This window comes from Aneurinibacillus sp. Ricciae_BoGa-3 (genome assembly GCF_028421645.1).
Classification (GTDB): domain Bacteria; phylum Bacillota; class Bacilli; order Aneurinibacillales; family Aneurinibacillaceae; genus Aneurinibacillus_B.
On the sequence record NZ_CP116887.1, the window covers coordinates 4,809,129 to 4,832,521 of the forward strand.

At 48.7% G+C, this 23,393-nt stretch carries 22 protein-coding genes; 4 read left to right on the plus strand and 18 right to left on the minus strand.

Annotation, left to right across the window (positions count from 1 at the left end; genetic code table 11):
• Positions 1-158: 158 nt before the first annotated feature.
• From argS to speE, 4 genes are all read right to left on the minus strand, one after another.
• Entirely contained in the window at positions 159-1,829 is a 1,671-nt protein-coding gene (gene argS / locus PP175_RS24395; RefSeq protein ID WP_272440779.1) for an arginine--tRNA ligase, read from the minus strand.
• 13 nt (positions 1,830-1,842) lie between these two features.
• Positions 1,843-2,304: a YwiB family protein gene (locus tag PP175_RS24400; RefSeq protein ID WP_272440780.1), complete on the minus strand. Its 462-nt coding sequence runs from the start codon at positions 2,302-2,304 to the stop codon at positions 1,843-1,845.
• 430 nt (positions 2,305-2,734) lie between these two features.
• Positions 2,735-3,601, minus strand: coding sequence for an agmatinase (gene speB / locus PP175_RS24405; protein ID WP_272443364.1), 867 nt, complete (start codon positions 3,599-3,601; stop codon positions 2,735-2,737).
• Between the two features lie 18 nt (positions 3,602-3,619).
• A complete protein-coding gene (gene speE, locus PP175_RS24410; protein WP_272440781.1) occupies positions 3,620-4,450 on the minus strand; it encodes a polyamine aminopropyltransferase in 831 nt (276 codons plus the stop codon).
• A gap of 317 nt (positions 4,451-4,767) precedes the next feature.
• On the opposite strand from speE, the gene PP175_RS24415 reads away from it, so the two are divergent.
• Positions 4,768-6,798, plus strand: coding sequence for a transglycosylase domain-containing protein (locus PP175_RS24415; protein ID WP_272440782.1), 2,031 nt, complete (start codon positions 4,768-4,770; stop codon positions 6,796-6,798).
• Positions 6,799-6,936: 138 nt separating this feature from the next.
• Here PP175_RS24415 and PP175_RS24420 read toward each other — a convergent pair whose 3' ends face one another.
• Genes PP175_RS24420 through PP175_RS24435 form a run of 4 tightly spaced genes read right to left on the minus strand, consistent with a single transcriptional unit; the run spans position 6,937 to position 10,509 of the window.
• Complete coding sequence (locus PP175_RS24420; RefSeq protein WP_272440783.1) at positions 6,937-7,440, minus strand: YwhD family protein; 504 nt, start codon at positions 7,438-7,440, stop codon at positions 6,937-6,939.
• A 29-nt stretch (positions 7,441-7,469) separates the two neighbouring features.
• Positions 7,470-8,762 (minus strand): HD domain-containing protein, encoded by a 1,293-nt coding sequence (locus PP175_RS24425; RefSeq protein WP_272440784.1) that lies wholly within the window; start codon positions 8,760-8,762, stop codon positions 7,470-7,472.
• A 14-nt stretch (positions 8,763-8,776) separates the two neighbouring features.
• A complete protein-coding gene (locus tag PP175_RS24430; protein ID WP_272440785.1) occupies positions 8,777-9,721 on the minus strand; it encodes an RluA family pseudouridine synthase in 945 nt (314 codons plus the stop codon).
• The gene (locus PP175_RS24435; RefSeq protein ID WP_272440786.1) at positions 9,718-10,509 is read right to left on the minus strand and encodes a sporulation protein; all 792 of its coding nucleotides are present in this window, start codon (positions 10,507-10,509) and stop codon (positions 9,718-9,720) included. The genes PP175_RS24430 and PP175_RS24435 overlap by 4 nt, the downstream gene beginning before the upstream one ends.
• Before the next feature lie 156 nt (positions 10,510-10,665).
• Here PP175_RS24435 and PP175_RS24440 point away from each other — a divergent pair, with 156 nt between their 5' ends.
• Together PP175_RS24440 and PP175_RS24445 are read left to right on the plus strand one after the other, a co-directional pair.
• Positions 10,666-11,079 carry a universal stress protein gene (locus PP175_RS24440; protein ID WP_272440787.1) on the plus strand — a complete coding sequence of 138 codons (414 nt, stop codon included), beginning with the start codon at positions 10,666-10,668 and terminating at the stop codon, positions 11,077-11,079.
• Positions 11,080-11,146: 67 nt separating this feature from the next.
• Positions 11,147-11,278, plus strand: coding sequence for a hypothetical protein (locus tag PP175_RS24445; protein WP_272440788.1), 132 nt, complete (start codon positions 11,147-11,149; stop codon positions 11,276-11,278).
• Between the two features lie 120 nt (positions 11,279-11,398).
• On the opposite strand, the gene PP175_RS24450 is transcribed toward PP175_RS24445, so the two are convergent.
• The 5 genes from PP175_RS24450 to PP175_RS24470 form a co-directional block, all read right to left on the minus strand.
• Positions 11,399-11,632: a YuzB family protein gene (locus PP175_RS24450; protein ID WP_272440789.1), complete on the minus strand. Its 234-nt coding sequence runs from the start codon at positions 11,630-11,632 to the stop codon at positions 11,399-11,401.
• A 560-nt stretch (positions 11,633-12,192) separates the two neighbouring features.
• Positions 12,193-12,555 carry a response regulator gene (locus tag PP175_RS24455; RefSeq protein WP_272440790.1) on the minus strand — a complete coding sequence of 121 codons (363 nt, stop codon included), beginning with the start codon at positions 12,553-12,555 and terminating at the stop codon, positions 12,193-12,195.
• A gap of 38 nt (positions 12,556-12,593) precedes the next feature.
• A complete protein-coding gene (locus PP175_RS24460; protein ID WP_272440791.1) occupies positions 12,594-13,064 on the minus strand; it encodes a chemotaxis protein CheW in 471 nt (156 codons plus the stop codon).
• Between the two features lie 15 nt (positions 13,065-13,079).
• Positions 13,080-15,149, minus strand: a complete 2,070-nt coding sequence (locus PP175_RS24465; RefSeq protein WP_272440792.1) for a chemotaxis protein CheA — start codon at positions 15,147-15,149, stop codon at positions 13,080-13,082.
• A gap of 295 nt (positions 15,150-15,444) precedes the next feature.
• Positions 15,445-15,807, minus strand: coding sequence for a DUF3905 domain-containing protein (locus PP175_RS24470; protein WP_272440793.1), 363 nt, complete (start codon positions 15,805-15,807; stop codon positions 15,445-15,447).
• Positions 15,808-15,959: 152 nt separating this feature from the next.
• Here PP175_RS24470 and asnB point away from each other — a divergent pair, with 152 nt between their 5' ends.
• A complete protein-coding gene (gene asnB, locus PP175_RS24475; RefSeq protein ID WP_272440794.1) occupies positions 15,960-17,804 on the plus strand; it encodes an asparagine synthase (glutamine-hydrolyzing) in 1,845 nt (614 codons plus the stop codon).
• 83 nt (positions 17,805-17,887) lie between these two features.
• On the opposite strand, the gene PP175_RS24480 is transcribed toward asnB, so the two are convergent.
• From PP175_RS24480 to PP175_RS24500, 5 genes are all read right to left on the minus strand, one after another.
• Positions 17,888-18,622 carry a 2-phosphosulfolactate phosphatase gene (locus PP175_RS24480; protein WP_272440795.1) on the minus strand — a complete coding sequence of 245 codons (735 nt, stop codon included), beginning with the start codon at positions 18,620-18,622 and terminating at the stop codon, positions 17,888-17,890.
• A gap of 5 nt (positions 18,623-18,627) precedes the next feature.
• On the minus strand, positions 18,628-19,860 hold the full coding sequence (locus tag PP175_RS24485; RefSeq protein WP_272440796.1) for an acyl-CoA dehydrogenase: 1,233 nt from the start codon (positions 19,858-19,860) through the stop codon (positions 18,628-18,630).
• 13 nt (positions 19,861-19,873) lie between these two features.
• A complete protein-coding gene (locus PP175_RS24490; protein ID WP_272440797.1) occupies positions 19,874-20,761 on the minus strand; it encodes a 3-hydroxyacyl-CoA dehydrogenase family protein in 888 nt (295 codons plus the stop codon).
• A gap of 21 nt (positions 20,762-20,782) precedes the next feature.
• On the minus strand, positions 20,783-22,558 hold the full coding sequence (locus tag PP175_RS24495; protein WP_272440798.1) for an acyl-CoA dehydrogenase family protein: 1,776 nt from the start codon (positions 22,556-22,558) through the stop codon (positions 20,783-20,785).
• Positions 22,559-22,692: 134 nt separating this feature from the next.
• A complete protein-coding gene (locus PP175_RS24500) occupies positions 22,693-23,331 on the minus strand; it encodes a TetR/AcrR family transcriptional regulator (RefSeq protein WP_272440799.1) in 639 nt (212 codons plus the stop codon).
• Positions 23,332-23,393 lie beyond the last annotated feature (62 nt).

A 23,393-nucleotide genomic window follows, 5' to 3' on the forward strand; every position in this document is an offset into this window, starting at 1 on the left:
ATATAACAAAGAGAAAGGGACCTATCGGTCCCAGCAGAAAATAACTTTAATACTTTAAAACGAAATATACTTTCTATACGACCAAAAAATCCTGCTGTTTCCAGCAGAATTTCTTAGAATCTATTGCCATGTACGCTTGTCCGTTGCTTGATATTTTCTTACATTTTTTCAGGTGCGGTAACACCGATCATCTTGAGGCAGTTCTGAATGGTAATTTGGACGGCTTTCATGAGCGCCAGGCGGGCATGCGTTAGGCCCTCGTCTTCTGTAATCACACGTTCTGCGTTGTAGAAGCTGTGCAGCATGCCGGCCAGTTCATGCACATAGCGTACAATGCGGTGCGGCGCGAGCATTTCAGCTGAGTTGGCCACTTCACCCGGGAAGGCCCCCAGGTGCTTCAGCAGGTCCACTTCCTTCTCGCTGGATACACGGTTAAAGTCCGCTTTGGCAAGGTCGAATCCAACCCCCTGCTCCTCAGCCTGCCTGAAGATGCTGCAGATGCGCGCGTGTGCGTATTGCACATAGAACACCGGGTTTTCATTGGACTTCGACACAGCAAGGTCCATATCAAAATCAAGGTGCGAGTCCTGGCTGCGCATCGCGAAGAAGTAGCGCGTCGCATCCGTTCCGACTTCCTCCATAAGATCGCGCATCGTAACCGCTTTGCCGGTGCGCTTCGACATTTTGACTTTTTCCCCGCCCTGGTACAGGCTCACCATCTGGTTAATGAGCACAACAAGCTGTTCCGGGTCATGACCAAGACACTGCATGGCCGCTTTCATACGGGGAATATAGCCATGGTGGTCGGCACCCCAGATGTTGATTAACTGCTCAAAGCCGCGCTTAAATTTGTTCTCATGGTACGCGATATCAGGTGTGAGATACGTATAGGAGCCATCCTGTTTAATCAGCACGCGGTCCTTATCATCACCAAAGTCCGTCGACCTCAGCCAGGTTGCGCCATCTTTCTCATACACAAAGCCGCGGTTGCGAAGCTCTTCTACGATGTTTTGCACAGCGTTTGATTCATACAGTGACGTCTCGCTGAACCATTCATCAAAGCGAACTCGGAAATCAGCCAGATCCTTTTTGATTTTCTCCAGTTCTTTGTCGCGGCCCCAGTTGCGGAAGAAGACAAAGCGCTCCCCGTCATCCATCTGGGCGTATTTATTGCCGTCTTTTTCAGCCAGCTCTTTACCGAATTGGATAATATCCTGCCCAAAATATCCGTCTTCAGGCATTTCAACATTCTGTCCCAGCGCCTGATAATAGCGGGCTTCTATGGACCGGGCCAGGTTTACAATCTGGTTTCCTGCATCATTTATATAATACTCGCGCGATACTTCATAGCCGCCCATATCAAGCACATTGCACAGGGCATCCCCAAATGCCGCCCCTCGTGCGTGTCCCAGGTGGAGATCGCCTGTAGGATTTGCGCTAACAAACTCCACCTGAACTCTCGATCCTTGGCCTGTATTTGTACGGCCGTAGTTGTCGCCGGCCTGTAAAGCCTGTCCAATGACATCCGTTAGGTAGCTGTTGTCCATATAAAAATTGATAAAGCCAGGTCCTGCGATTTCAACCTTGGAAATGCTGGCGGCCTTTTTATCTAAATGGCTTACCAGCTCTTCGGCAATCTGGCGCGGGTTTTTTCGCGCGATGCGGGTCAGCTGCATGGCGATATTGGTCGCATAATCTCCATGCGCTTTATCTTTTGGGAGTTCCAGTACAAACTCTGGAATCTGCGCTTCTTCCACGATCCCAGCTGCTGTCACGGCGCGTTTTATTTCATTTATAATTTTGCTCTTTGTCTGTTCAATAACACTCATCTTCTAGGCCCCCTTAATGAAAAATAACGGTATCTTTCCGGGTAAACATACATTCCAATTCATAGCGGCCTATTTTCTGGCCGTTTAGATACATGTCATATTTCCACGAACATTGCCTCAGCCAGCCATCCTGGCCATTTTGATGCAATACTTCAATGGTTTCGGTATCCATCTGGAGCATACCTGCCGGGCCTTCATATGTACCGCTTGTTTTAACACCCTTCTGGTAATGCTGGCGCATCGTAACAGCACCTTGGCGAATGACCGTTATTTCATCACCTTTTATTTTTAAGGTTGTATTTGTATTGCCGTCTTCTTCATGCTCAACAAATTTGACAAGCCAGCTGTCTCCTAGTGCGTACAGCCGACCTTCATAATTGACTCTATGTATATCCGGTGAGGACGTCTTAAGCCGGAATATGCTTCGCAGATGTATGTTAACCTGCTGACTGGGTTTTTGCACCGTATCACCCATGCTTTCCTCGTTACTGTCCATAATAATAGTACTATTTTATCTCGTGCGCCTGTCTTTAGCAAATGCAAGAATAAACACCGCGGACATGCGACTCTCTCCTTTCCCCCCGCAGAAGTTTTTCGGCCGCTTTCTGTCACGACGGGCGGACCGGCAAAACATCTGGGTATCTCAATGATGGAGACAGGTTGCCGGTCTTTTTCGCCCTCTGTTCCAGACGCTCCTGAAGGGGAAAGAAAGGAGCCGGCATTGCCTCGCGATGTTTTTCTTTAGCGTTTTGGGGACCATCCAGTCCCCGGTTAAGAAATAACAATTACTTTAACGCTTTAAAGTAACATACAATTTCTTTATCAATAAGAAAAGCCCGCAACTGTCTCCCTTGTCGGAGAATCCTGTCTGGTTTGCGGGCTTCGCTATATTTATACGGTTTGGCCTATTTCACCATGGTCAAAATAACTTCACGGATCAACTTAGACGCCAGGATTTGTGTACGTTCTGACTGGTCAAGCACAGGGGCAACCTCTACAAGGTCAAAACCCACTACATTGAGAGCTGAAAGCAGGTAAATAGACTCAATCGCTTCAGCGGAAGTAATGCCGCCTGGTTCTGCTGTGCCTGTGCCAGGGGCAAAAGCCGGATCAACCGCATCAATATCGAACGTTACATACACTGGACGGCCCTTGAGTTCATCCAGGCACTTCTTGAGCGGTTCGATAACCTCGAACTTATGAAGGTGCAGGTGGTCACGGGCATACTCAAATTCCTCTTTCAGGCCGGAGCGAATGCCGAACTGATAGACGTTTTCCGGTTTGACATAATCCAGTGCACGGCGAATAATCGCGGAATGGGAAAGTTCCTCCCCTTCCATTTCATGCCGGAGATCGGTATGTGCATCGATGTGCACCACTACAAGATCCGGATATTTCTCAGCCATTACCTTGATTGGAGCCAGGCTGACCAGGTGCTCCCCACCGAGGCCGATAGGGAATTTTCCGTCGGCTACTATTCTCCGTACGTATTCTTCAATGGCTTCCAAACTGCGCTGTGCGCTTCCAAAAGGCAGCGGAATGTCACCGGCGTCAAAATAGTTGACTTCCTGAAGCTCGCGGTCCGCATACGGGCTGTAATCCTCCAGGTTTATCGATACCTCGCGAATGCGGGTAGGGCCGAAACGTGAACCCGGGCGAAAGCTTGTGGTCCAGTCCATCGGCATTCCGTAGATCACAGCCTGCGCATCTTCATAGCTGCTCTGCGCTTCAAAGAATGCGTGGCCGCTGTAGGAAGGATTAAAAAAGTGCATCGTCATATTGTGTCCTCCCTACTTCGTCAGCTCTTCCACAAATTTCGGAAGGACAAATGCTGCACCATGCAGGCGCGGTGTGTAATATTTGGTTTCGAGCTCTGGAATACTGTTGGCGTCAAGCGCTTCGGGATCATATTTCTTCGATCCCATGGTGAACGTCCACATGCCACTTGGGTACGTAGGGATGTTCGCAATATAAACTTTTGTGATCGGGAAAATTTCTTTTACATCACGGTTTACTTTTTTAATCAAATCAGCTTTAAACCACGGATTATCTGTCTGTGCCACAAAAATGCCGTCTTCTTTCAACGCTTCATAAATCCCCTGGTAGAAGCCACGTTCAAAGAGCGGCGCTGCAGGACCCACCGGCTCCGTGGAATCAACGAAAATCACATCGTATTCATTCTTGCTTTTTACAATGTGCATAAAGCCGTCATCCACTTTTACTTCTACGCGTGGATTATCCAGTTCCCCTGCGATCTCAGGCAGATATTTCTTCGAGTATTCGATAACTTTGCCGTCGATTTCTACAAGTGTGGCTTTTTTCACGGATTTATGCTTCAACACTTCGCGAATAACACCGCCGTCACCACCGCCTACAACCAGAACGTTCTCCGGATTTGGGTGCGTGTGAAGCGCCGGATGCGCGACCATTTCATGGTAAACAAACTCATCTTTTATCGAGGTCATTACCATGCCATCAAGGAACAGCATATTGCCGAACTCAGCCGTTTCCACCATATCCAGCTTTTGAAAATCCGTCTGCTCTGTATGTAAAGTTTTGTTTATTTTAATCGTGATTCCGAAGTTTTCCGTCTGCTTTTCTGTGTACCACATTCCGCCCATTTACTTCGTCCCCTTTCTTTGTTCCTCTTTGTAAAGGAACGATCCTTTTCATGTTTTTCATGCTTCATAGCAAGAATTCATGAACCATGTTCAATTATAGTAACACCCTCCACAAAAATCAAAACATACTTTTATTATTTCCGCGATTCCACAGTTTTTATCCGCAATTTGCATACAACATCCTTACCGTACAGTTTCTGCTTACCGCAGTCTGTATACAATCTACCAAAAGTCGCCATACTGTCTGATAGAAGTAGACCGTTTACTGATTGCTAGATAAACCAAAAACAGCAAATTAAAGAGGGAGGGTATCCCTAATGGAAGTTATTCCGGAACACCGGCTTGTACGCTGGTACCGAACATTTAAAAAAACGCTGCGTTATTTCATGCTGGGATCCGCCATACTGGCAGGGGCCCTAACCCTTTTTCTCCTTTATCTGCGCTCGAAGCCGCTTCCCCCTGTTTCTATTAGTGAAACCACCACTATGTACGGTGATAATGGGCAGGTGATTGCAACGCTTTATAAAGGTGAAAACCGGACTTTTATTCCGCTGGATAAAATCCCTTCTTACATGCGGGATGCCACGGTCGCCATTGAAGACCGCAAATTCTACAACCATACCGGGTTTGACATCAAGAGAATCGCAGGGGCTGCACTTACAGACATACGGCATCTGTCCAAAGTGGAGGGAGCCAGTACGATTACCATGCAGCTGGCGCGAAACCTTTATCTAAGCCACGACAAAACGTGGTCAAGAAAACTCAGGGAAGCTATTCTGACTATGCAGCTGGAATTGAATTATACGAAACCGCAGCTGCTTGAGCTCTATATGAACCAAATCTATTACGGGCAAGGCGCATATGGGATCCAGGCAGCAGCCAAAACGTATTTTGGGAAAAATGCAGGGGAATTAACCCTGGCAGAGGCAAGCATGCTTGCCGGTCTTCCGAAGGGTCCACGGTTCTATTCACCATTTGTGGATATGAAGGCTGCCAGAGAACGGCAGGATATGGTTCTTAGCGCGATGGTTACTGCTAAATTTATAACCGCTCAGCAGGCGGCAGATGCACGAAACGCGCCGATTAAACTTGCGCCCCTACAAAACCGGGACTCTGTGATTTCCCCCTATTTCAGGGACTTCGTTGTCCAGCAATTGAAGGACACCTATCACATTGACCCCGATTTGATTGAGCATGGCGGTTTGAAAATCTACACTACCCTTGATCCCGCTATGCAGAAGCAGGCAGAAGCTGCCGTGGCCAAATACCTGCCGGCCAACCGGACGCTTCAGGCCGCACTGGTTGCGATGGAGCCGCAAACCGGCTACATCCGCGCCATGGTTGGCGGGCGCAGCTATAAGGAGAGTTCTTATAATCGGACGCTTGCTGAACGGCAGCCTGGCTCTTCCATTAAACCGATTTTGTATATGGCTGCGCTGGAGAACGGGTTTACGCCTCTTACCCGGATTAAGAGCCAGCCAACTGTGTTTACCTACGGGAAGAACAAAAAAGAAGTTTATGCACCCAAAAACTTTGGCAGCCAGTATGCGCATGATTTTATCAACATGGATCAGGCCATTGCCCGTTCTGATAACATCTACGCAGTGCAGACTGACCTCACAATCGGACAGGATAAAATGGTGAGCATGGCCAAACGGCTTGGCATCGTTTCACCCGTGAAACCCATTCCTTCGTCGGCTTTAGGCAGCAGTCCGGCTACGGCCATTGAGATGGCCCGCGCTTTCTCCACGTTAGCCAACCAGGGGAAGAAGGCAGATACCATTGCCGTTACCAAAATCGTTGACAGGGAAGGAAATACCATACTGGAAAATCACCCTCGCCTGCAGCAGGTTGTCAGTCCTGAGAATGCCTTTATCTTAACAAATCTGATGAAAGGTGTGTTTGATAACGGAGGCACCGCCCATCGGGTAGCCAACATGATCCAGCGCCCGGTAGCCGGGAAAACCGGGACCACCGACTACGACGCATGGCTGACGGGGTTCACGCCGGATCTAACGGCATCCGTCTGGGTGGGTTATGATGATAACCGAAAAATCGATGAATTTGATGATGCCCGGCAGGCGGCACCTATATGGGCCCAGTTCATGAACGGTGCTCTTCAAGGCAAACCGGCCATGGACTTTACGGTTCCACCAGGCGTCGTTTCTGCCTATGTGGACCCGGAAAGCGGCCAACTGGCTACGGAAGCCTGTCCGGACGTTAAATTGATGTACTTTATCCCTGGCACCCAGCCAACCGAATATTGCGTCATCCACCGGCGTAATAACGTAACGCCACCACCGACTACAGAGAAGAAATCTTTCTGGGATAGGCTGAAATTCTGGTAGGCAAAAAAAAATTGTGGGCATTCCGCTCTCTCCTTGCCCCTCATAGAAGCTTTTACGGCCGCTTTGGGGAAAGAAAGGAGCGGTCATTGCCTCACAATTTTTTTCTTTCGGGTTTTAATGAAGAGGCAAGGATGTTGATTAGGAAAGTTTCTTCTTGAGTTCATCCGGGGAATTCGCCCACATCATCGGATTGTTGCTCTCCAGCAGTTCACGCAGGTTTTTCTTTTCCTTCTCGCCTAAACCTTCCAGGATGTAACGGCGCTTCATTGCATAGTCCATTTTGTTCACGTGATCGGCAAGGATTTTCCATCCCCGGCGCGCTTCTCTGTCAATGAGCATTTCACAGGCGGTAACGCCCGCGTAGTAAGCGCCGCCTTCAGCCTGATCAACCGCCACCCAGACAAGCCAATAGGTTTTTCCGTTTGGAACATCTTCTTTATTCGCGGAGAATTTGATACCCTTCTCCACCGCGCTTTTCGCATGCATGGCACCAATGTCAATCACCGCTGTCTCTTCATCCACGATGATGGACGAAACGTTGCCGAGATCGATGGTTCCCGCACCATACCCGCCATGCACCTGATTCTTGTTGCTTATAATATTAAAGCCGCCCTGCTTGCCTTTATTGTTAAACAGCTCCATTTTCTCTACTCCCTTTCGCCAGCGCCGTACTAGATACGGAGCATATGCTTGATTTTATTCATGACTTCAGATTCGCGCGTACCGTCCTCCAGAAGGTCTAGTGGAAAATACAGCTTGTGATCAAAACGCCTCTTACCGGAGATAGCTTCTACAATAGGTGAGCAAAGAGATAACTCTTCCAGATTCCCACTCGGCATCAGTAGATAAATAGGGGTTTTCTCGCCATTCTCTTCGCTAACCCCATATATATCATACGGCAGGTCAGATGGAGAATCTTCGACAAGATAATAATCCGGATCAATGCCAGCCTTGCGAAAAAGCTCCTCGATCCCCTGCTTCCAGGCTGCATCTTTAATCCGATCATCATGTTCGATGTAAACGAACAACCGCCTATTGATGAAGCGATCGCATAAATCGCGGAGAATGTCATCTTTCTCCTTGCACCATTCACTCATATAAAATAATACGACAGACTCATCAAGCGCAAGGTATTCATCCAGCGAAATACTCTGATCGAACAATGTAAGGAAATGATCGGGCTTTCGGGCAAATGCATATCCGTGCCGGTAAAGAAACTTAACGCGCTGAAAAATTTTCTGCAGTATGACTTCTGCGCTTCGGGTGACAGGATGAAAATATACCTGCCAGTACATCTGATAGCGGGCAACAATATAATCTTCCACCGCATGCATGCCGGTATGCTTGATTACCACCATATTATTATAGGGCCGCATCACCCTCAGAATGCGCTCAATGTCGTATGAGCCATAATTGGTTCCTGTATAGTAGGTGTCACGCAGCAGATAATCCATCCGATCCGCATCAAACTGGCTGGATATCAGACTGGTAATTAACTTATTTTTATAAGTCTTGCCGATAATTTGTGCAACATAGTCGGGAAAATCCGGCGAAACTTTTCGCAGCACACTGTTAATCTGCGTGTCACCTCTAATAAGCTGCTGGGTCCATGCCTCGTGATCCGTATGAAACACCTTTTCGAAGGAATGAGAGAAGGGTCCGTGCCCGATGTCGTGCAACAGTGCGGCACTGAGGCACAGCAGCCTCTCTTCATCTGTAAAGTGAATGCGCCCTTCGAAATTGTTGACGATTCTGCGCATCACCTCATAGACACCGAGGCTGTGGTTAAACCGGCTGTGCTCGGCACCGTGAAAAGTCATATAGCAGGTTCCCAGTTGACGAATGCGGCGCAACCTTTGGAATTCCCTGGTACCGATTAAATCCCATATCAATTTATCCCGCACATGTACATAGCGGTGAACCGGGTCTTTAAATACCTTTTCCTCCTGCAATCGTCCCGTCATTGTGGCTTCTCTCCTTACGAACGCAACTTATGTATAAGCTCTTCCAAATCTGATGGCAGAGGGGCCCTGCATTCCACCTCTTCTCCGGTTACCGGGTGGCAAAACATAAGACTTGCAGCGTGAAGGGCCTGACGCGTAAACGCTGGCAAAGCAAGTCCTCCATATAAAGCATCCCCGATTAAGGGATACCCATTGGAACTGAAATGCACCCTAATCTGGTGAGTCCGCCCCGTTTCAAGCTGTATTTCAACGAGTGTCGCGCCGCCCTTGCCTGCCAGCTCGGAAGAAGGAAAACATTCAACAACACGGTAATGCGTTACGGCCGGGTCCCCGTCTTCCCTAATACAGCGCCGCACAGGATGGCCCTTTTCCCGTCCGATTGGGCTGTTGAATGTACCTGTTTCTCCCGTCTGGCCAATCATGCCGCTAATCAGCGCATAATACACACGTTGAATGGAATGTTCACGAAGCTGCTTATCAAGGAGTTGATGGATAAAACTGTTTCCAGCAAACAAAATAGCTCCTGAAGTGTTTTTATCCAAGCGGTGCAGCGGCCTTACCGCACCTTTTATACCCTTCTCATGCCAGTAATGAGCAATCCCGTTGGCCAGAGTATGATGTTGCCCGGGATGCACCGGATGGACGGCTATCCCGGCTGGCTTGTTCAAAACCAGGACAGCGTCGTCTTCGAACAGAATCGATAAGTCCATCTTGGCTGGTGGAAGAGAGGCTTCAGCTCTATCACCAATTAATACTTTGACTTCATCCCCAAGCTTCACTTTTCTCTTAAGAAAGGGCTGTTTACGGTTGAGAAAAATACCTTTCCTGCGGGTTAACCGCTGAAGCATACGTCCGGAAACAGAAAGGCGTCCCTTAAGAAGCGTTTCTACATCCAGCCCTGCTTCCTGCTCTCCGACTGTATACTCCAGCCAATTGCCACGAATCTTCCAATCTCTCACAGTTTATTTTTCCTCGCTTCCCGGCCCCTGTTAATGGCCTCGCGTATCCTCGTTTCCAGTACGCCTGGAATAAGACCGGTTTTTCTGTCGAGTGAAAAACGGGTATATTCCTCATCTAAATTAAGCATTTCTTCTACGAGATTCTTCAATCCCCGCTCATTCCGGTTAATTTCCATTAGAATGTCGACACCGCTGGGGTGCACATCGAAGATAAGTTGAATGTCATCCAGCTCGCTTCTAAAAAGCGCTGTTGGTTCGAGTTCAAATTCCTGGACAAAAGGGACCATGCGGTGGATATGCTTACGGTAGGTACATATACCGCTTTCATTTGTATGGCGGAAACCCATACTTTCTAGTTCTGCAAGCACCTGATCCATCAACAGATCGGGCAGAACAACAACGGTATCACGGTCCGTTGCATCAACGGCCAGGTCAATATCGAGCCCCGTTTTGATATATACATGCTGGCGGCCAAACGAGGCAGGTGTGTGATAAGGAATCTGCAGCTTAAATGGGATAACCTTCTTCCCACCTGCTTGTATCGTAAGGGAATCGGACACCCGTATAGAGACCAGTACTTCCCTCTTTAACTCATTCGTTCCCGCTGTTTCCCTGTAGTAGTTTGTGTATAGAGACATATAGATTTGCGAGATAGATTGGTCGGCCACTCCCCCCGTAATGTGGATCTCCCCGGTTAGCTCCTGCCCTATGCGGACGCGCGCTTCCGCTATTCGCGTATCGACCTTCGCCGAACCAATTCCAAAACTGGCTAGAATCTTTTCGAGCATGTATGCCTCATCTCCCTTGCCCCAATGATTGATCCGCCTATTTTCGTTTAGATTAATTTCGGCAAATCATCAGCAAATCCTTTACAACTACGTTTTGACGAAAAAAGGACCGGCTATTACAATGAACATAAGTCCGATAACTAGTGGAGGTGTAACATGTACCAGCATATTTTACTTGCCTATGACGGTTCCGATCACGCCCGAAAAGCAGCCGGGAAAGCGGCAGAGATTGCAACCGCAGACGGTGCCCATGTCACCATTCTTATTGCTTATCCTTCCATTTCCCCATTTTTCCTTGGATCAAAGCTTAATGATGCGGAAGTTATTCGCTATTGGGAAGAAAAGGCAGCGGAGATTCAACCTTTATTCAAACAAAAGTCCATCTCCATCGATACAGTTATACAGGAAGAAGACCCGAAAAAGCTTATTTTGGATAAAGCAGCGGAATTGGAAGTTGATTTGATCGTAATGGGCTCCCGGGGTTTGTCCAATTATGAACGCCTTATGCTGGGCGGCGTGAGCCAAACGATCAGCCAGCACGCTGAATGTGACGTATTGCTTGTAAAATAAAGACAGTTTCAACCTCTTCTCTGGTGGGAAATAAAAGAACAACACCATCCTGATAGGAGGAGATTTTATGAGCAACAAGATGGAACAATTCATTGAAAGCCTAAATGAAGTGGACGATATACAGGAGCGCAAACACCAGGCCATCCATCTGTTGATTGCAGCTATTGCTGAGCAGCCGAAAGCTCCAGCGTTTGAATAATTCAGGTTATTTAATTACGAGACACGTCTGCTACTATATAGCTTGAACCAAAGGACCAACCCGAATACACAGCATAGCTGAGGTTGGTCCTTTGGTCGTTGAGCACATTTATATATAAATTTAAATGGTTTTCCGGGCAAGGTGCTTTTTTATTTTCTCAATGAGCTGTTGCTCGGTAGGTGCCGTTATGTAGCGGCCGTTGACGACAGCGAAATGTTTTTTAAAGCCTATACCGCAGTAGGATTGGCATCCCATCTCTATCGTAGCCTGCGGGTCTATTTCTTTTAACAGTGGAACCATCGACTTTATATTGATCATTTTGCACTCATCACAAACACGAAATTCAGTAGGCATACCAAACAAATCCTTTCTATTCCTGAAGGTTCTCCTCACAAGAATCATATCACATTGACGATAGGGCACGCGACAATTGCGGTATGCAAAAGAAAACATCGCGGGCCATGCCGCTCTCTCCTTTCCCCTCATTAGAAGTTTTTACGGCCGCTTTGTGCAACGACGGACGGACCGGCATTAGGGAATCTTGGTCAGTGGCAAGCGTAAGCGCAGGCAATGGCCTTAGATTCCTTTATACCGTTTAGGTGCAACATCTGGGTATCGGGGTGATGGAGACAGTTGCCGGTCTTTTTCGTCCTCTGTTCCACACGCTCCACAGGGGGAAAGAAAGGTGCGGACATGCGCCTCGCGATGTTTTTCTTGAGTGTTTTGGGACCAAGCCAAGGTCGACAGCCTTAGTTGCTCTGATGTGGATAGGAAAGCAATACTTTTGCTATCCAGCAAAAATGGCGGGAGCCATCAGCCACCCGCCATTCCCACACCCTTATTATTCTGTTATCTCCTGGCCGCTGCCGCTTTAAGACTTGGCACAGGATAAAGTAAAAATCGTTCCAACACTATTACCCCAGCACCTTTTTAATAGCTTCAATAACGCGCTGTTCCTGAAATGGTTTAACAATGAAATCTTTAGCGCCGGCCTGCAGTGCCTGTATGACCATATTTTGCTGCCCCATGGCGGAGCACATTATAATATTGGCGTTCGGATCGATCTGGCGGATGGCCTTGACTGCCTCAATTCCGTCCATCTCAGGCATCGTAATATCCATTGTTACCAAAGCAGGGTGAGCCGATTTATACTTCTCTACCGCCTCAACCCCATTAGCGGCCTCCTCTATCCGCGAGAAGCCGGACTTCGTAAGGAACCCTTTAATCATCATGCGCATAAAGGCTGCGTCGTCTACAACCAAAATTGTGTTATTCATCCGCAATATCTCCTAACCCCAAATATAGGTCAAGCACGTTATAATTTTGCAAGCACACTTAGCTCTTCTTTGTTTAGCACATTATCCAGGTTTAACAGGATAAGCAGGCGTTTTTCGAGTTTGGCGACCCCGCGAAGATAGACCGCATCAATTCCGCCTACAACTTCAGGAGGCGGCGCAATGGCGTTAACCGGAATATCAATAACATCATTCGCGGCATCCACAATTAAGCCGATTTCAAGCCCACCTGTTGCAACAATAATGATTCGGGTCGATTCGGTGTAAGGAGTTTCTTCAAGTCCGAAGCGGCCGCGCAAATCCACAATGGGAGTGACAACGCCGCGCAGGTTAATAACCCCCTTAACAAAATCGGCGGTTCGCGGCACGCGAGTAATGGATTCCATCCGCTCTATAGATCGGACCTGATGTACTTCTACGCCGTATTCCTCTTCTTTTAGGCGAAAAACGATTACCTTGATTTCTTCCATTACAGTTGACTGATCGAACATGAAATTCGTCCCCCCTTATTTAATCAATGCATTACAGTCGATAATAAGCGCCACTTGTCCGTCTCCAAGAATGGTTGCGCCTGATACAGCAAACACATTTGTCAGGTATTTGCCCAGCGACTTTAAGACGATCTCTTGCTGGCCGATGAAAGAATCCACCACCAGCCCGGCCATTTTGTCGCCTTTGCGTACAATGACAACCGAGATGTCTTCTTCTTTCGCGATGCCGTTGTCCGGTATGGAGAACAGGCTCTTGAGCGATACAAGCGGCACGACCCGTCCGCGGAAATCAATGACATCCTGCCTGTGGGCATGCATAATTTGATCCGGTGAGAACACGGCGGTCTCGATAATGGAGCTCAGCGGTACGGCATACTTCTCATCTTCGACCTGCACGAGCATCGCAGAGATAATCGACAGGGTTAGCGGCAGTTGGATTAAGAACGTCGTGCCTACGCCCGGGTTGGAATCGACACTGACGCTTCCGCCGAGCGATTCGATCTTGGTTTTCACCACGTCGAGCCCGACGCCGCGCCCGGAAATATCAGAAATTTTATCGGCTGTGCTTAAGCCGGAAGCAAACAGCAATTCATCGATCTGCTTGTTGGTAAGCGACTGGGCCTGCTGCTCGGTTACAACGCCTTTGTCCAGCGCTTTGGCCAGCACCTTTTCCCGGTTAATGCCGGCTCCATCGTCCTTTACTTCTATAAAGACGTGGTTGCCGCTGTGATACGCCTTCAACTGCACAAGCCCTTCTTCCGGCTTGCCCGCCATCCGCCGCCTGTCTGCCGGCTCCACGCCATGGTCGAGCGAGTTGCGCAGCAGATGCACGAGCGGGTCGCCTATTTCATCGATTACCGTGCGGTCGAGTTCAGTTTCCGCCCCGATAATTTCAAGGTTGATTTTCTTGTTGAGCTCTTTAGCCAGGTCGCGCACCATCCGCGGGAAACGGTTAAACACCTGTTCAACCGGCACCATCCGCATCGTGAGAATGATGCTCTGCAGATCCCCGCTGATGCGGCTCATATGCTCCACCGTTTCGGTGAGGGCGCTCTTGTTGAGCTCATGCGCCAGCTGCTCCAGCCGGCCCCGGTCAATCACAAGCTCGCTGAACAAATTCATGAGCACATCCAGCCGTTCGATATCCACGCGGATGGTTTTGCCGGCAGCTGCCTTCTTGGGGGCTGATTTATCCGCATCTGCAGGTTTTGCACCAGCTTGTTTTGTTCCTGCCGCTGGTTTAGCCTGGGCTTGCGGTTTTGCTTCTCTCAGGTGGTCCGCCTTATATAAATGGATATCGATAAGCTCAACTTCTACCCCTTCAATCTCGGAAACATTGAGGACAGTCGACTCGATTTTCTCCTGGCTTTCCCTGGTAATCAGCACAATCTCAAAGGATTTCTCAAACCGCTCTTCTTCTAAATCCTGAACCGAAGGCGTGGTTTTGATCACCTCACCAAGCGATTCCAGGTTGTCGTATACCATATACGCCCGCGCTGCCTTCAATACGCAGTCATCACGCACGGATGTCTTGATCCAATAAGCCTGATGGCCCGCTTGAACGGATTGATCCAGTACGGTGATCTCAAATTGGTCAAACGCATGCAGCCGGGAAGCAGCGGAAGCTTCAACATCGGGTGCCGCTTCAGGGTTCGCTGCCGCTGAGTCCTCCGGCAGGACCTTCGGCGCTGCCTGCACAACCGTCTCCCCGTTCAGGATAGCGTGCAGCTGAGCGACTACGGCCGACACATCTTCACGTCCGTCTCCACCGCCGGCGATGGAATACAGCATGCCTTCCAGCAGATCGACGCAACGGAAAATAACATCCATCATATCGCTGTTTACAACGAGCTTGTGGTTGCGCACCTGATCAAGGACGTTCTCCATCTCGTGCGTCAACGTCGTCATATCTTCAAAACCCATCGTAGCTGCCATCCCTTTAAGGGTGTGGGCGGAGCGGAAGATTTCGTTCACAATATCGATGCTTTCCGGGGCGTTTTCAAGTTCAAGTAAATGGTCATTTATGGCCTGTATATGTTCCTTTGATTCCTCAACGAACATATCAAGGTATTGGTTCATTTCCAAGTTTGTCACCTCTTATTAGAAGACTATGGGGAAGCGTTTATTATTTCAAACCTTCTGCATATACAACTCAAATTGACGCTGCAGCATACAAGTTTTGTTCACTCATTTAGTCCTAGTATATTATTCTTAACGGTATATGAAAATCAAAAGTTTAGCCCTATCATAAATTGTGTGCTTATTGCATTCATTAATGGTTCCTTTTCACTATCTATAATGAAAAAAACGCTGCAGGCATGTTGCCGCAGCGTTTTTACACTCGATACTTTATATGGGCAGTTTAGACCCACAATTTTTCTCAGTCCTTGCGATAGCTGACATCCTTTGTTGGATGCATGAAGATGCCGCTTTGCGGGAGGATTCCTTCTTTTAGTAGTTCTTGATTCTCAGCGGTATTCCACCCAATATCGTTAGTCGGGTGAACCCACTGATCACCCGCCATGATGGCCGGATCTGCATCTTTACTCCAATTATTCAAAGGCGACTGAGGTGAATCATAGAAATTGTCACCGATCACAACCCCATATTCATTAACAAACGGTTCTTTTAAATCAGGCCTGGCTTCCCAGGCTTCCGGCGATCGCATTTGATGGGGAACTGCTGCCTCCACCTCATCCTTCTTGCTGTGCGCGCTTCCTTGTCGATTTGGACCGGATTCCATAATACCACCCCGCTGTGTAAAAGATAGTGTTATTGTTTACATCAGCAGCGAAATTATCATGATTTTTTTTCGCTTCAGGGTTTCCGGTTTATAGGCGCCTGCATAGTGTAAGTTACCGGGAAAAATTGGGTTCATAAGTGGAGGGATATTACATGTGTGGAATCACAGGCTGGATTAATTGGAATGAGGATGCAAAACAGAATGAAAATCTGCTTGCAGCCATGACAAACACGTTAGTTCCACGTGGTCCTGACAACGAAGGAACATGGATAGGGCGACATACGGCTTTCGGGCACAGGCGTTTGATTGTGGTAGATCCTGCCGGAGGCGCACAGCCGATGATCCGCGAGCATGGTGATAACAAGTTTGTAATGGTATACAACGGGGAGCTTTACAATACGGATGACATACGCAATGAGTTAACCGTCCGGGGCCACAGATTTATCTCGACCTCCGATACGGAAGTGCTGCTTGTTTCTTACATTGAATGGGGTGCAGCCTGCCTGGATCGTTTAAACGGTATTTTTGCTTTTGCTATCTGGAATGAGGCAGCCCAGGAACTCTTTATGGCCAGGGATCGCCTGGGTGTAAAACCGTTATTTTATTCGGAACAGAACGGAACGCTGGTGTTTGGATCCGAGTTAAAAGCTTTACTGGCTCACCCGTCGGTAAGCCCGGTAATGAAGGCTGAAGGGCTTGCGGAGATTTTCGCGCTCGGTCCAGCAAGAACACCTGGCGTCGGGGTGTTCCATAATGTTCATGAGCTTTTGCCAGGCCATTTCCTGCGATACAGCCGCCAGGGATTGCAGACCAGGGCCTACTGGTCTCTAGAAAGCCGCCCGCATGAGGATACATTAGAGCAAACCATTGAACATATCCGAGACTTGTTCCGGGACACTGTACAGAGGCAGCTGGTCGCAGATGTACCTGTCTGCACGCTGCTGTCCGGAGGGCTCGATTCCAGCGCTATCTCCGCTTTCGCCTCTGAATACTTCCAGGAGAAAGGAAGAGGGGCTCTCCATACATTTTCCGTTGATTACGTCGATAACGACATCTTTTTTAAGGCCAATGAATTCCAGCCAAACCCGGATGCACCGTGGGTTGAGAAAGTATCGAGTTACCTCGGAACCGTACACCACAACATATTCTTTGATACACCAAACCTGATTGAATCGCTTGATACAGCTGTCAGCGGCAGAGATTTGCCGGGCATGACGGATATAGACGGATCGCTTTACCTTTTCTGCAAAGAAATCAAAAAGGAAGTAACGGTCGCGCTATCCGGCGAGTGCGCGGATGAAGTTTTTGGCGGCTATCCATGGTTTCATCGCAAAGAGGCCCTTGAGTCGACAACGTTCCCGTGGGCGCGAAATGTGCAGGATAAAATAAAATTCTATTCAAGCGAACTTAAAGAGCTAATCAAACCGGAACAATATGTAACAGATCGCTATCAGCAGGCGCTGGATGAAGTACCGCGGCTGCAAGGCGAGAATGCGCAGGATGCACGCATCCGTGAGATGTTTTACCTGAATCTCACCCGCTGGATGCCCACCCTCCTCGATCGAAAAGATAGGATGAGCATGGCGACAGGCCTTGAAGTCCGGGTTCCTTTCTGTGATCACCGTCTGGTGGAGTACATGTGGAATGTTCCATGGGAGTTTAAAACATACGGTCAACGGGAAAAAGGCATCCTCCGAAAAGCACTGGCGGGTATGCTGCCGGATGACGTGCTGGAGAGGCGTAAAAGCCCCTACCCGAAAACACATAACCCTTCCTATTTAGCAGCCGTGCAGCAAAGGGTGCTGCACATTCTGGATGATTATGCGTCCCCGCTTCTCCCATTTATAGATGTACCGGCCGTTCGGAAATTCGCCTCTGCAGATGTTTCCGCAATCCATATGCCATGGTTTGGGCAGCTTATGAATGTGCCGCAGTTCTTCGCTTTCCTTATCCAGATTGACCGCTGGATGCGGGAATACCACGTATCCGTACAATGAGGAAAACATCGCTCAAGGCACTTGAACACGTTAGAGCAAAATATACTTTCCTTTACAAAAGATATAAGGGGCCATAGCGGCCCCTATTTTAGTATCACACGCTCGCCATCCAGATAAGGCACAATATCCATCACGCTTTTGCGTGCGGCAAAACGCACTTCTTCCTCATACCCCATGTTCGCAATCATCTGCCCTACCCGGGACGCAAGCAGAATGGAGCCTGCCTGTTCCTGGTAGGCTGTGTAGTATCCAAGCGCAGCCTGCGCCGCATCCGTTAGATCCCATACCCCGCTTCCTGCTTGCTCCTGGATGCAGTGCAACAGGTAGCCCGCACCGTAGAAATCCTCCAGGGAGAATAGAGAAGAGGAACCTGAGCAGACAATCACTAGCGTATCCTCTCCATGCTGGCTGTTTATGTGCCTGGCAACAGCCTCCGCGTTTAAGAGCGAGGCGATATAAACTTCCTGGGCCGAAGCGCATTTTCGAATGGCAACGGTCCCGTTCGTAGTGGATAGAATAACCCCTTTCCCTCCAACTGCTGGCTGCAGGGCAGCCGGGTTAGGCGAAAGAAAGCCATCTAGTGTAATGCCTGCATACTCGCCTACTAGCAGGTTTTCACCGTCTTTAAGCTCAGCCGATTTCCGCAGTCCTTCCTCCCCGTCGAGAACCGGAATAAATTCCTTCGCACCAAAAAACAAGCCGCTTGTAATGGTGGAGGTTGCCAATAAAATGTCCAGTACAACAGCAGTTGTGCATTGAATTTTTACTTCATCAATATCCTCTTTACGCAAGACCACATGCAGTTTTCCCATAGCCATACTGATTAAACTTTCGCAGCGGCTTTGCCGGATGAGCCCGTCTTCCGCAGTTCCAATTTAGCAATCGCGTTACGGTGGACTTCATCCGGGCCATCTGCAAGGCGCAGCGTGCGGGAATTCGCCCAGTGGGAGGCCAGCGGGAAATCATCGGATACACCTGCAGCACCAAGCGCCTGAATCGCCCGATCCAGCACGCGAAGCGCCACGTTCGGTGCAACAACCTTAATCATCGCAATTTCCGCCTTCGCTTCTTTGTTGCCAACTGTATCCATCATATAGGCCGCTTTAAGCGTGAGCAGACGCGCCTGTTCAATTTCAATTCGGGATTCCGCGATTCTCTCCATCGTAACGCCTTGTTCAGCAAGCGTTTTGCCAAATGCCACCCGGTTTTTCACCCGTTCGCACATGATGTCCAGCGCTCTTTCCGCAACGCCAATTAACCGCATGCAATGGTGGATCCGGCCCGGTCCCAGGCGTCCCTGTGCAATGGCAAACCCCTTGCCTTCTCCCCATAAAATGTTGGATACAGGAACACGCACATTTGAAAACTGAATTTCCGCATGGCCGTGCGGGGCATGGTCATAGCCAAACACAGGCAGCACGCGTACAATTTCCACTCCCGGTGTATCGAGGGGGACGAGAATCATCGATTGCTGCTCATGACGCGCTGCAGTAGGATCTGTTTTCCCCATAAAAATAGCGATTTTACAGCGCGGATCACCAGCACCGGAAGACCACCACTTACGGCCATTAATCACATATTCGTCACCATCCCGCACAATGCTGGCTTCAATATTGGTAGCGTCAGATGAAGCAACATCCGGCTCCGTCATTGAGAAGCAGGAGCGAATTTCGCCATTGAGCAGGGGCACCAGCCATTTATGCTTTTGCTCTTCAGTGCCATAGCGCTCCAGCACTTCCATGTTTCCCGTATCCGGGGCATTGCAGTTAAACACTTCCGGCCCAATCAGCGATCTTCCCATAATTTCACACAGCGGTGCATACTCCAGATTGATTAATCCCGCGCCGCGCTCGCTTTCCGGTAAAAATAAATTCCACAGGCCTTCTTCTTTTGCCTTGGATTTCAGCTCCTCGATAATAGGCGGAATCGTCCACCGATCACTTGCCTCGTTTAACTGCTGCTCGTACAGTTTCTCATTTGGATACACATTCTCTTCCATGAATCGATTGAGTTTTGCCTGCAGATTCTTTACTTTATCCGAGTATTCAAAGTTCACTTCGTTGCCCTCCTTATTTCGTTGTTGCCGCCTTCTCCGTATAGTCATAGAAACCTTTACCTGTTTTACGCCCCAGATCCCCCCGCTCTACCCGTTCGCGCAGCAGCGGATGCGGAAGATCCTTCTCATCGCCGGTTTCCTTGTATTTATCCATCGCATTATAGTACCCGATATCCAATCCGCTCAGATCAAGCAAAGCAAAGGGTCCGATAGGGTGGTTCAATGCTTTGGTGCAGGCCAAGTCCACTTCCTCAATGGTTGCCACCCCGTTCTCAACCAGATAAAAAGCTTCTTCAATGATGCGATTCAGAATCCTGTTGGCAATAAACCCTTCAATCTCTTTCTTCATATGAACAGGGGTTTTTCCGATTTTCTTGCAGAACTGATAAGCGGTTTTGGCCGTTACCTCCGATGTGTGAGGACCCTGTACAACCTCAACGAATTGCATAACAAGTACCGGATGGAAGAAATGCATATTGCATACTTGTTCAGGCCGCTTGGTTACGTCCACAATTTTAGAGCTCGGAATAAAGGAACTGTTGGTCGCAAGTATCGCGTGCTTCGGCGCCAGTGCATCCAATTGCTCAAATACCTGGCGCTTTAGTTCCAGCTTCTCCGGAACCGCTTCAATAATGAGGTCTGCATGGGAAGCTGCCTGCGCCAGATCGCTTGTGAAGACCAGACGGGCAAATGCATCCTGATAGCCTTCCTCGGATATTCTGCCTTTTTCCTTCCATCGTGACATATGCCCGTGGAGCTGTGTTTCCGCCCTTTTTAAGCTTTCTTCGCTGCTGTCGTGCAGAAATACCTGGTAACCGCCCAGGCTTGACACCATTGCAATCTGGGAACCCATTGTTCCAGAACCAATTACAGCCACTGTTTTGATGTTTTCAACGCTCATCGCGATCCTCTCTCCTTGACCTCATAGATTATGTACCTGAGCAACAAGAGCTCTGGCAATTTTTCGTCTTCCTTCTATACTTCCAGTGCGGGCAAACGTAGCAAATTGGCGGTAAACGCTTTCAACGTTAGCTAACACTTGTTCTTCCTTACTCAGACTGCTCACCAGACTGCGCGCAGCCGCTTCCGCGTTCGAGGCCGCCTGATCGGCGAATTCCTTTGCAAATTCAATCTTAAGCCACTCTCTTTCGGCCCCATTGTTCTCCACCGCTTTCATGGTGCGAAGAACCGCACTTTCCAGCGCATAAAGCCAGATGGCCAGATCAGCCAGTTTCATCAGTATTTCCTGTTCTTCCTCCAGCGAGCTGCCATACTTCTCATAGGCCAACCCTGCACTGTAGAGAAGTACCCTGCGGATGCTGTCTGTTATTCCCCGCTCTCTTCCCACCGGTTGCTGCGGCACTTGTGGCTCGCGGGTGATTTCGCTAAATGCCTGCTTCACCGCTTGTTCAAGCGCTAGAGTGCCCAGTGCCCCGCGGCGGAACAGCATGCCCGGTATCAGCAGACGGTTGATTTCATTTGTCCCTTCAAAAATGCGGTTGATCCGCGAATCGCGGTACATCCTCTCAATCGGATACTCTTTAATAAATCCATAGCCGCCATGAATCTGCAGGGATTCATCTACCACTTCGTCGAGCGTTTCTGAACCGAATACTTTGCAGATGGAGCATTCGATTGCATATTCCATGGATTGCTTTGCAAAGCGTTTTCCGGTGTCCGGCTTCTCTTCATACAGATCACGAAGCGCCTGCTCGAGCAGATTAGCCGTGCGGTACTGAAGCGATTCCAGTGCATAAATGCGCGCCGCTAACCTTGCAATCTTCTCCTGTGTAGCCGGAAACGCCGTCAGCTCCCTGCCAAACTGCTTGCGCTCCCTGCCATATTTAAGAGCACGAGAAAGCGCTTCCTTAGAACCGCCTAACCCCGCGGTTCCCAGGTTAAATCTGCCGAGATTCAATACATTTAGCGCAATAACATGCCCTCGGCCGATTTCACCAAGCACATTCTCCACCGGCACTGCGCAGTCCTCGAAAATAACTGGACAAGTAGACGAGCTATTAATCCCCATCTTCTGCTCTTCCGGTCCGATAATGAGGCCTGGAGTCCCACGATCCACCAGGAACGCGGTGAATTTATCTCCATCCACCTGCGCATAAACAATAAACGTATCGGCAAACCCAGCGTTCGTAATGAAAAGCTTGTTTCCATTTAAAATATAGTGGGTTCCTTCTTCGTTCAAAACCGCTTTTGTTTTCCCGGAAAGGGCATCTGAGCCGGCTGACGGCTCTGTTAAACAGTAAGCGCCAAGCCGCGCGCCGATGGCATGATCCGCCAGATACTTCGCCTTCTGTTCAGGCGTGCCAAAGTATGTAATGGGGAGCGTTCCAATCGCGGTATGGTTGGCGTGAGCCACACTGTACCCGCCGCTTCGGCCAAGTTTTTCATACACCACGGCGGCACTGATTTTATCAAGTCCTGAGCCTCCATATTGCTCAGGTACGCTGTGCCCCAGCAGGCCGAGATCACCGGCCTTGCGCAGCAGCGTAACCAGCAAGGAAAAATCGTGGTTCTCTAATTTATCGATGTTAGGCAAGACGTGATTGTCAATGAAATCGTTAGTTGTTTTCGCAATCATCTGATGCTCTTCTGTAAATTCTTCAGGTGTGAATACTTCCTCAGGCGCGCTACCTCGAACAATAAAACCTCCGCCGGGCGTTGTTTGCAAGCCTTTTTCCACCAAAGAAAAGCCTCCTTTATAAACACTATACAGTGATAACATTGTCACTTATGACTTTACTGTATCTTTATTATAAAGAAATTCCTTACGATTTGGCAATATTTAAAAAATTCATGACAGTAAAGAAGTGTTTGTCACTTCTTCTCAGGCATTACAGATGTAGTGAAGATCGCTTCTTTAAAAAGAAGAGCGGTGTCTTCCGCTATTTGATCGATATCCTCAATCGTTAAGCCGCTGTTTTCGATAATGTAGTTAATCACGCCATGGATCATGCCCTCCAGTGCAGCAAGGGCCGTCGCTAGCCGCACATCCCGGCATAATCCTTTTTCCATACTCCAGGAAATATCATTCCTAAGCCGTATAAAAAGCTCCCCATAAATCGAATCACGCAATTGCCTCAGTTCTTCATCATTGCTGCGCACCGATTGAAGCACCAAAAAAATTTCACGATATAAATAACAGGAACGCATAACATTGCGGATGCTGTGCAGCGTGCGCCGGTAAATATCCTGTTCAGTTTTAGGCGGTTTCGTATAGTTCACCGTAATCTGCTCAAGCACTTCGGATGTCAGCTCAACCAAAACATCTTGCCTGTTTTTATAATGCTTATAAAAGGTTCCATAGCCTAAATCAGCCCGCTCCATAATATCCTGTACCGTTGTATTGCTGTAGCCTTTCTCTAAAAAGACTTGTACAGCACATTCCCTAATCCTGTTCCGGGTTGCCTGCTTCTTTCTCTCAAACCTGTTTAGCTGCTGGGGTTGCATCATCATAAACTCATTCCTTTTGTACACCGCTTTTTGCGAATTAGTACTATCATACATGCTGATCAGAA